The sequence below is a fragment of the Actinophytocola sp. genome (genome assembly GCF_050699935.1).
Classification (GTDB): domain Bacteria; phylum Actinomycetota; class Actinomycetes; order Mycobacteriales; family Pseudonocardiaceae; genus Actinophytocola.
In genome coordinates this window covers 1-10,156 of record NZ_JBOHGB010000207.1, presented here as the reverse complement: position 1 = coordinate 10,156, position 10,156 = coordinate 1, and the positions used below count along the sequence as shown (strand labels likewise).

At 71.9% G+C, this 10,156-nt stretch carries 7 protein-coding genes and 2 pseudogenes; all 9 read left to right on the top strand.

The window, feature by feature from the left end:
- A pseudogene (locus ACRDTB_RS35425) lies at positions 1-370 on the top strand (SCO3242 family prenyltransferase); the annotation flags it as partial.
- Positions 367-1,819: pseudogene (locus ACRDTB_RS35420) on the top strand (EboA domain-containing protein). The pseudogenes ACRDTB_RS35425 and ACRDTB_RS35420, both read left to right, overlap by 4 nt.
- Positions 1,816-2,679 (top strand): TatD family hydrolase, encoded by an 864-nt coding sequence (locus tag ACRDTB_RS35415; RefSeq protein ID WP_431436619.1) that lies wholly within the window; start codon positions 1,816-1,818, stop codon positions 2,677-2,679. Before ACRDTB_RS35420 ends, ACRDTB_RS35415 begins: the two are co-directional and overlap by 4 nt.
- Positions 2,676-3,809, top strand: coding sequence for a metabolite traffic protein EboE (eboE, locus tag ACRDTB_RS35410; protein ID WP_431436618.1), 1,134 nt, complete (start codon positions 2,676-2,678; stop codon positions 3,807-3,809). The genes ACRDTB_RS35415 and eboE overlap by 4 nt, the downstream gene beginning before the upstream one ends.
- Before the next feature lie 157 nt (positions 3,810-3,966).
- A complete protein-coding gene (locus ACRDTB_RS35405; RefSeq protein WP_431436617.1) occupies positions 3,967-5,373 on the top strand; it encodes an alkaline phosphatase family protein in 1,407 nt (468 codons plus the stop codon).
- On the top strand, positions 5,370-6,374 hold the full coding sequence (locus ACRDTB_RS35400; protein WP_431436616.1) for a sugar phosphate isomerase/epimerase family protein: 1,005 nt from the start codon (positions 5,370-5,372) through the stop codon (positions 6,372-6,374). Before ACRDTB_RS35405 ends, ACRDTB_RS35400 begins: the two co-directional genes overlap by 4 nt.
- 53 nt (positions 6,375-6,427) lie before the next feature.
- Positions 6,428-7,255: a sugar phosphate isomerase/epimerase family protein gene (locus ACRDTB_RS35395; protein ID WP_431436615.1), complete on the top strand. Its 828-nt coding sequence runs from the start codon at positions 6,428-6,430 to the stop codon at positions 7,253-7,255.
- 25 nt (positions 7,256-7,280) lie between these two features.
- Positions 7,281-8,690 (top strand): xylulokinase, encoded by a 1,410-nt coding sequence (xylB, locus tag ACRDTB_RS35390; protein WP_431436614.1) that lies wholly within the window; start codon positions 7,281-7,283, stop codon positions 8,688-8,690.
- Positions 8,691-8,820: 130 nt separating this feature from the next.
- Positions 8,821-9,834, top strand: a complete 1,014-nt coding sequence (locus ACRDTB_RS35385; RefSeq protein WP_431436613.1) for a methyltransferase — start codon at positions 8,821-8,823, stop codon at positions 9,832-9,834.
- Positions 9,835-10,156 lie beyond the last annotated feature (322 nt).

Here is a 10,156-nt window from a genome sequence, read left to right as displayed (position 1 = left end):
CACGCTCGGTGTCACGGCCCTGTCCCGCGGCGAGGTGCACGGCGCCACACCAGCCACCGCCCAGGCCGCGCTCGCCGGCACCGCCATCACCGCGGCGGCCGCGATCGGTGGCCGGGCGCGATCGGCAAGGCATCGGCTGGGCGCGCTCACCGCGGCCGGCCTCTACTCCGCGACCGTCGGCCGGGCGCAGCTCGCCGCACGGCGGGACCCGTCCGCCGCAACGGTTCGGCGGGCCACGATGGCCGGCATCCACGGCATGGTCCCGCTCCAGGCCGCCATCGTCGCCCGCCGAACACTCGGCGGTGCCCTCGTCGTGGCCGCGGCGCTCCCGGTCGCCCGTGCGCTGTCGAGGAAGGTGAGCCCGACATGACCGCCTTCCGGCTCGGCTACGGCACCAACGGCTTCGCCAACCACCGCCTCGACGACGCGCTGCGAGTGATCGCCGACCTCGGCTACACGGCGGTCGCGCTCACCCTCGACCACGACCACCTCGACCCGTACGCCGACGACGTGGTCAAGCGGACCGAGCACGTCGCCGGCCTCCTGGACCGGCTCGGGCTGCGCCGCGTCGTCGAGACCGGCGCGCGGTACCTGCTCGATCCGTACCGCAAGCACCACCCCACGCTGGTCTGCGACGAGCCGGGCCGGCGCATCGACTTCCTCAACCGCGCCATCCGCATCGCCGCCGACCTGGACGCGGACTGCGTCTCGTTTTGGTCCGGCATCCGACCGTCCACTGTGGAGCCTGGAACCGCGTGGCGGCGGCTGCGCGACGGGGTGGCGACCGTGCTGGACGAGGCCATCGCGCGGAACGTCCGGCTGGGCCTGGAGCCCGAGCCGGGCATGTTCGTCGAGCGCCTGTCCGACGCGCTGCGGCTCCGCGACGAGCTGGGCGCGCCGGAGCCGCTCGGCATCACGTTGGACGTCGGCCACTGCGTCGCGGTGGAACCGGAGGACGCGGCGGCCTGCCTGCGCCGCGCCGCCGGTCTGCTGGTGAACGTGCAGCTGGACGACATGCGCACCGGGGTGCACGAGCATCTCGAGTTCGGCGAGGGCGAGCTCGAGCTGCCCGCCACCCTGGCCGCGCTGACCGAGGTCGGCTACGCCGGCGTCGCGGCGGTCGAGCTGCCGCGGCACAGCCACGCGGCGCCGGACGTGGCCGCCCGGGCGATCACCGCACTGCGTGCGGCGCTCGGGATCCGACCGACCGATGGGGGTGGGTGACACCGTGGACCATCCCTGGCTCGTCGAGGCCGAGATCCGGATACGGACCGACCCGGCGGCCATCCGCACGCTCTTCCCGGCGGCGGGCCGCAAGGTCGGCCGGGCCGCGCTGCGTGCCGAGTCCGACCCGCACGGACTGGTGCACGGCACCGTCGACGACCTCGCCCGTACCCGGCTGCTGGCCGCGCTCACCGAGGTCCTCGACGGTGCCGAGCTCGCCGCGGAGGTCACCGATCTGTACCGCTACGGCGACGACGCCGAGCGCCGCGGCGTGCTGCGCGGGCTCGCCACGCTGCCCCCGTCGGTCGCCCCGGCCGGGCTCGACATCGTGAAGGACGCCTTGCGCGCCAACGACATCAGGCTCGTCGCGGCCGCCATGGGCGAGTTCGGCGCGCGCCACCTGGACGACCACAGCTGGCGGCACGGCGTGCTGAAGTGCCTGTTCGTCGGCGTGCCGCTGGCCGCCGTCGCCGACCTCGACCGGCGCACCGACGCCGAGCTGCTGCGCATGGTCGCCGACTACGCCGAGGAACGCCGGGCCGCGGGCCGCGAGGTCCCGGCCGACGCCGTGACACTCCTGGAGGCCCAGTCGTGAAGATATTCGATCCGCACGTCCACATGACGTCGCGGACCACCGACGACTACGAGGCGATGTTCGCCGCCGGCGTGCGCGCGCTCGTCGAGCCGTCGTTCTGGCTCGGCCAGCCGCGCACCAGCGTCGCGTCGTTCACCGACTACTTCGACGGCCTCATCGGCTGGGAGCGGTTCCGCGCGGCGCGGTTCGGCATCCGCCACCACTGCACGATCGCGCTCAACCCCAAGGAGGCCAACGACCCGCGCTGCGCCGAGGTGCTCGGCGTGCTGCCGCGCTACCTCGCCAAGGACGGCGTCGTCGCGGTCGGCGAGGTCGGCTACGACTCGATGACCCCCGAGGAGGACGCCGCGTTCGCCGCGCAGCTGCGGCTCGCGGTCGAGCACGAGCTGCCGGCGCTGGTGCACACCCCGCACCGGGACAAGCTCGCCGGCACGAAGCGCACGCTCGACGTCGTGCGCGAGTCCGGCATCGAGCCGGGCCGGGTCGTCGTGGACCACCTCAACGAGCCGACCGTCGGCCTCGTCGCGGAGTCCGGCTGCTGGATGGGCTTCTCCATCTACCCGGACACGAAGATGGACGAGCAGCGGATGGTGGCGATCCTGAAGGAGTACGGCACCGATCGGATCGTGGTCAACTCCGCCGCCGACTGGGGCCGCTCCGACCCGCTGAAGACGTACAAGACCGGTCGCGCGATGCTCGACGCCGGCTTCTCCGAGTCCGTTGTGGACAAGGTGCTGTGGCACAACCCGGTCGAGTTCTACGGCCAGAGCGACCGGCTCGTGCTCGACGAGCTGCCCGGTTTCGCGCCGTCCGACGACACGTTCGCCGGGAACTCGGTGCTGCGCGGAGGCGGGGCATGACGCCGCTGTCGTACTGCACGAACGTCCACCCCGCCGAGGATCTCGACGGCGTACTGGCGCAGTTCGACCGCTACGCCGAGCCGGTGCGCCGGCTGGTCGGCGCGGACGTGCTGGGCCTCGGCCTGTGGCTGCCGGCCTCGCTCGCCGCCGTGCTCGCCGACGACACCTCGGCGCGCCGCACGCTCCGCGCCGAGCTCGACGCCCGCGGGCTCGAGGTCCACACGCTCAACGCCTTCCCCTACGGCGGCTTCCACGACGAGGTCGTCAAGCACTCCGTGTACCGGCCACAGTGGACCGACCCGCGGCGGCTGGAGTACACGGTGGACTGTGCGGTGGTACTGGCCGACCTGCTGCCCGGCTCGGCCCGCTACGGCAGCATCTCCACGCTCCCGCTGGCCTGGCGCACGCCGTGGGACGACGCCGACGACGCCGCGGCGGCCGGTGCGCTGGCCGAGCTGACCGGGATGCTCGACGGGATGGCACGGGCGAACGGCCGGCCGATCCGGCTCGCCGTCGAGCCGGAGCCGGGCTGCGTGCTCGACTCGGTCGCCGACGCGGTGGCCTGGCTCGCGCCCCGGGTCGACCCGCGGTACGTGGGGCTGTGCCTGGACACCTGTCACCTCGCGGTGTCCTTCGCCGACCCGGCCGAGACCGTCGCGGCGATCTACGACGCCGGCCTGTCGGTGGTGAAGGTGCAGGCGTCGGCCGCGCTGCAGGTGGAGGAGCCGGGCGGCGAGCCGGCCCGGCTCGCGCTCGCCGACTTCACCGAGCCGCGCTACCTGCACCAGGTGCGTGAGCGCACCGGGGACGGGGACGTGGTCGGCGCCGACGACATCCCGCAGGCGCTGACCGAGCTGCCCGCGCGGCGCGCGTGGCGGGTGCACTTCCACGTGCCGCTGCACGCGCGGCCGGCGGCCCCGCTGTCGGCCACCACCGACGTGCTGCGCGCCGCGGTCGCCGCCCTGGAGTCCACTGTGGATGGAGAGCTGCCGCACGTCGAGGTGGAGACCTACACGTGGAGCGTGCTGCCGGAGACCGCCGGCGGTGGCGGGGACACCGCGCTGGTCCGGGGTATCGCCGCCGAGCTGCGCTGGGCCGCGGCCAACCTGTTCGAGGAGGTGGACCAGTGACACCCCCTGTGTCAACCTCGAGATCGAATCAGGCCGAGGGCTTCGCAACGGCACCTCAGGGGAACGTGGCGCGACCCAGCCACAAGTACGTGACCAAACAGAACCTTCCGTCCTTCAACGGAACCAGCACATTGAATTCCGGAGAGGCGGAACAGTCATGACACCCCAGCTGGTCGTGGTCGACGTCGTCGGGCTGACGCCGAGGCTGCTGGAGCACATGCCGAACGTCGCCGCGCTCGCCCGCCGCGGCTGGCAGGCCGAGCTCGGCACGGTGCTGCCGGCCGTGACGTGCAGCGTGCAGTCGACGTTCCTCACCGGGCGGATGCCTGCCGGACACGGGATCGTCGGCAACGGCTGGTACTTCCGTGAGCTCGGCGAGGTCTTCCTCTGGCGGCAGCACAACCGGCTCGTGGCCGGCGAGAAGGTGTGGGAGACCGCCCGCGCGCGCGAGCCCGGTTACACGGCGGCGAACGTGTGCTGGTGGTACGCGATGGGTGCGAGCACCGACATCACCGTGACGCCCCGGCCGATCTACCACGCCGACGGCCGCAAGTCGCCGGACGCCTACGTGCGTCCGCCGGGCCTGCACGACGAGCTGACCGGCGCGCTGGGCGAGTTCCCGCTGTTCCAGTACTGGGGCCCGACCGCGGCCCTGCGGTCCAGCGAGTGGATCATCGGCGCGTCCCGCAGGGTGTTCACCGAGCACCGGCCCGACCTGCTGCTGGTGTACGTGCCACACCTGGACTACGACCTGCAGCGGTTCGGCCCGGACGGGCCGGAGGCCGTGCGTGCGGCGCGCGAGGTCGACGGCGCGCTCGGCCCGCTGCTCGCGACCGTGGTCGACGCGGGCGCGACCGTGGTGGTGCTCTCGGAGTACGGCATCACGCCGGTACGCCGGCCGGTGGACGTTAACCGGCTGCTGCGCGCGGAGGGCCTGCTCGAGGTCTACACCCAGGCCGGCATGGAGTACCTGGACCTGTGGACGTCGCGGGCGTTCGCGGTGGCCGACCACCAGGTCGCGCACGTCTACGTCGCCGACCCCGCGGACCTCGCTCGGGTCCGCGACCTGCTGGCCGGTCTGTCCGGAGTGGACGAGGTGCTCGACCGGGCCGCGCAGCAGCGGTACGGCCTCGACCACCCGCGCGCGGGTGAGCTCGTCGCCGTGGCCGAGCCGGACGCGTGGTTCACCTACTACTACTGGCTCGACGACGCGCGCGCCCCGGACTTCGCGCGTGGAGTGGAGATCCACCGCAAGCCCGGCTACGACCCGGCCGAGCTGTTCTTCGACCCGGCCGACCGGCTGGTGAAGGCCAAGGCCGGGCTGAACCTGGTGCGCAAGAAGGCCGGGCTGCGCTACGCGATGAGCGTGGTCCCACTCGACCCGTCCTGCGTGCGCGGCTCGCACGGCCGGCTGCCAGCCACCGCCGCGGACGGGCCGGTGCTGCTGTGCTCGGTGCCGAAGGGCGAGCCCGATGGTGCGCTCGCCGCCACCGATGTCCATGACCTGCTCCTGCACCTGCAAGGAATCAGCGACGTCACTGTCTCGGAAGGAGCTCGACGATGAGTCGACCGGTCACGTTGTTCACCGGCCAGTGGGCCGACCTCCCGTTCGAGGAGGTGTGCAAGCTCGCCGCGGGTTGGGGGTACGACGGGCTGGAGATCGCCTGCTGGGGCGATCACTTCGAGGTGGATCGGGCGCTGGCCGAGGAGGACTACGTCCAGCGGAAGCTGGAGCAGCTCGCCTCGCACGGCCTGAAGGTCTGGACGATCTCGAACCACCTGGTGGGCCAGGCGGTCTGCGACGATCCCATCGACCAGCGGCACAAGGACATCCTGCCGCCCCGGATCTGGGGTGACGGCGACCCGGAGGGCGTGCGCCGGCGGGCCGCCGAGGAGATGAAGGACACCGCCCGCGCGGCGGCGAAGCTCGGCGTGTCCACGGTGGTCGGGTTCACCGGGTCGAAGATCTGGAAGTACGTGGCCATGTTCCCGCCGGTTGGCCAGGACGTCATCGACGACGGCTACGCGGACTTCGCGCGCCGGTGGAACCCGATCCTGGACGTGTTCGACGAGGTCGGTGTGCGGTTCGCGCACGAGGTGCACCCGTCGGAGATCGCCTACGACTACTGGACCACGAAGCGCACGCTGGCGGCGGTCGGCGACCGGGAGGCCTTCGGGCTGAACTGGGACCCGTCGCACTTCGTCTGGCAGGACCTGGACCCGGTCGGCTTCATCCTCGACTTCGCCGATCGGATCTACCACGTGGACTGCAAGGACGCGAAGAAGCGGTTCGACGGCCGCAACGGGCGTCTCGGCTCGCACCTGGCATGGGCCGACCCGCGCCGTGGCTGGGACTTCGTGTCCACCGGGCACGGCGACGTGCCGTGGGAGGACTCGTTCCGCGCGCTCAACGCGATCGGTTACCAGGGGCCGATCTCGGTGGAGTGGGAGGACGCCGGCATGGACCGGCTGCGCGGCGCCGAGGAGGCCGTGACGTTCATCCGCAACAACCTGTTCGACAAGCCGACGGCGGCCTTCGACGCCGCATTCTCCACAAAGGACTGATCCGTCCCGCACCTCTGACGAAGGGATCTGTCGTGGCCATATCCAGAAGATCGATGCTGCGCGGCACCGCCGGCGCGGCGATCACGGCGGGCGCGATGAGCGCGCTGCCGGGCACGGCGAGTGCCGGTGGCGGGCACCGGCCGCTGCGCGTGTCCAAGGACAAGATCAGCATTCAGCTCTACACGCTGCGGAACCTGTTCGAGGAGGACCTCGAGGGCACGATGTCGGCGCTGGCGGACATCGGGTACCGCAAGGTGGAGATGGCCGGTACGTACGGCCGCAGCGCCGCCGAGTTCCGCCGGATCCTCGACGCCAACCACATCCGGGCCACCTCGGCGCATGTCGGCATCGACGGCGCCGACCTCGACCAGGCCATCGCCGACGCGAAGACGCTCGGCAACCGGCGGGTCGCGCACCCGTTCTCCAACTTCGCGACGATCGCCGAGTGGGAGGAGTTCACCGCGCGCCTGGAGGCGGCCGGGAGGGCGTTCCGGCGGGCGGGCATCCCGCTCGGCTACCACAACCACGCCCACGAGTTCCAGCCGATCGACGGCGTGCGCCCGTTCGACGTGCTCACCCGTGGCACGTCGCGGCGGAACGTGTACCTGGAGCTGGACCTGTACTGGGTCGTCACCGGTGAGCAGGACCCGGTGCGCGTGTTCTACCAGAACGCCGGGCGGGTCGATCAGTACCACGTCAAGGACCGCAAGCCGGACGGCGGCTTCGCCGACCTCGGCGAGGGCACGATCGACTTCGCGCGGATCTTCCGGGCGACGTACCCGCTGGAGGTCGAGGAGTACATCGTCGAGAACGACGAGCCGGTGGACGCCCTGATGTGTGCCGACACCGGATACCGGTACCTGAGGAAGATCCGGTTCTAGCATCTGGGTGACGGAGGTGTTGACCATGCCGCTGGTAGCTGGGGTCGACTCGTCGACACAGTCCTGCAAGGTCGTGGTGCGCGACGCGGAGACCGGGGCCCTGGTGCGCAGCGGCTCGGCGGCACATCCCGACGGGACCGAGGTGGATCCGGCGGCGTGGTGGGACGCGCTGCGGTCGGCGATCGAGCGGGCGGGCGGCATCGACGACGTCGCCGCCGTCTCGGTCGCCGGCCAGCAGCACGGCATGGTGTGCCTGTCGTCGTCCGGGGAGGTGGTGCGCCCGGCCCTCCTGTGGAACGACACCCGGTCGGCCGACGCCGCGGTGGCGCTCGTCTCGGAGTTCGGCGGGCCCGCGGCGTGGGCGGACGCGGTCGGCGCGGTCCCGGTCGCGTCGTTCACGGTGACGAAGCTGCGCTGGCTCGCCGACCACGAGCTGGAGTCGGTGGCGCGGACCGAGGCCGTGTGCCTGCCACACGACTACCTCACCTGGCGCCTGCGCGGCGACGGTGACCTGTCCACCCTGACCACGGACCGCGGCGACGCGTCGGGGACCGGGTACTTCGCGCCGGCGACCGGTCTGTACCGGCAGGACCTGCTGAGGCTCGGGCTCGGCAAGTCCGTCCGGCTGCCGGCCGTCCTGGGTCCGTCGGACACCGCCGGCCGCGTCGGCGGGTCCGCCCCGGGCGCGGTTCTCGGGGCGGGGACCGGGGACAACATGGCGGCCGCGCTCGGCGTCGGGGCCGAGCCGGGCGATGTGGTCGTGTCGATCGGCACCTCGGGCACGGCGTTCGCGGTGGCGGACAAGCCGAGTGCCGACCCGCTCGGTCTGGTGGCCGGCTTCGCCGATGCCACGGGCCGGTTCCTGCCGCTGGTGTGCACTCTGAACGCGGCCCGGGTGCTGGACGCGGCGGCCCACCTGCTGGGCGTGGAACACGGCCGGTTCGACGAGCTGGCGCTGTCGGCGCCGCCGGGGGCGGACGGCCTGGTCCTGGTCCCGTACCTGGAGGGCGAGCGCACCCCGAACCTCCCGTCGGCGACCGGCGCCCTGCACGGCCTGCGCCTGGCGAACGCGACCCCCGCGCACCAGGCCCGCGCCGCGGTGGAGGGCATGCTGTGTGGCCTGGCCGACGCGGTGGATGCCCTTGTGGCACAAGGCGTCCGGGTGGACCGGGTGCTGCTGATCGGCGGTGGCGCCCGCTCGTCGGCGGTTCGACGGATCGCGCCCGCGGTGCTGGGCCGCCCGGTCCTGGTCCCCGAGCCGGGCGAGTACGTGGCCGACGGCGCGGCCCGCCAGGCGGCGTGGGCCTTGACGGGCACGGACAGCCCGCCGCGCTGGCGCCTGGGCTCCACGGCGACGTTCGAGGCCGACCCGACGCCGGGCCTGCGGGAGCGCTACGCCGAGGCCCGCGAGAAGATCCTCTCCCGCCCCACCTGACCGCTTGGTTCCCCTGTCGCGCGCGAGGGCCACATCGGCCTCGAAAGTCCATCTCCGTGGCCGGGGTCGATGAGGTGAGCGCCGCCTCGGACCCGTCGAGCGTGGATAGCCTCAGACGGTGAGTTCATCAATGGCATCACCGTCGATTCGAGAAATGGCCAGTCTGGCCACCCCCATGTCCATCCGGGTAGCCGCGACGCTCAGTCTGGTAGAACGAGCGGGGAGCGTGGGAGCAACGGTGGAGCAACTCGCTTCCGAGACCGGGACCTCCGCGCCGGCACTACGATGCTTGCTTGATCACCTGGTCGCGATCGGTGTCTTCGACCTCGACATGGAGTCCGGTCACTACCGCCCCACGGACCTCGGCGCCCAGATGAGCGAGGACGCCCCGGCAGGGATCAAGCCCTTGCTCGACATCGGCAGTGCCGGCGGTCGCGCCGAGCTCGCCTTCGTCGACCTGCTCGGGACGATCACCACCGGCGCTCCCGCCTACCTGCACCGGTACGGGCACGATTTCTGGGCGGACCTCGACGCCAGGCCGGAATTGCGGCGCTCGTTCGACGCCCAGATGAATTGGCGGTTCCAGGTACAGGCGCCGCAGATCGCCGAGCGGTTCGACTGGAGCCGTTTCCCCGAGATCCTCGACGTGGGCGGGGGCGATGGGACCGTGCTCGCAGCGATCCTGCATGCCCATCCCGACCTTCGCGGACGGGTCCTGGACCTGTCCCCGACGGCGACCGCTGCCACCGACAGATTCGCGGCAGCCGGACTCGATGGTCGGGCCAGCGCGGTTTCCGGCAGCTTCTTCGACCCGCTGCCCGTGGGGGCCGACGCCTACCTTCTGTCCGACATCCTGCACGACTGGGACGACGACCACGCCCGCAAGATCCTGGCCGGGTGTCGTCGGGCCGCCGCACCGAACGGCACCGTGGTGGTGATCGAGCCGCTGCGGGGGCAGGGGGCCGACACCGCGATCGACCTGTTCATGCTGATGTGCTTCGGCGGCCGGGAACGGACGGTCGACGAGCTGACCAGACTCGCCGCCGACTGCGGACTCACGCTCCACAGTTGGGGTCCGGTGGCAGCAGGGCGAACGGCACTGGAGTTCGGCGTCGCGCCCCACCGTGTGGACGAACCCTGCTGACGAACGTCGATTTTCCCGCTATGGGAGGAACCTGCCCACGATCTTCGGGCGAGTGGCGGGGCAAGGTGTTGACCATCGCCCCCGGTGGACTTTTGTCCAGCTGACCGCGTGCGGCCGACTGTGCTCACTGCCTGCATGCTCACCGCCCTTAGCGGCCGACTGCTTGGCCTCCGCTTGGCTGCCTAGCCACGCAGGGCGGGTCTATCCCATGATCGGTGTTTCCGGCGTTGTTGATCAGTAGGTTTCGGCTCCCGGCCAGCGGTCACCGAAGGTGATGGCGAACGCGTTGATCACGGGCTTCCACCGCATCGTCCATCGGGTG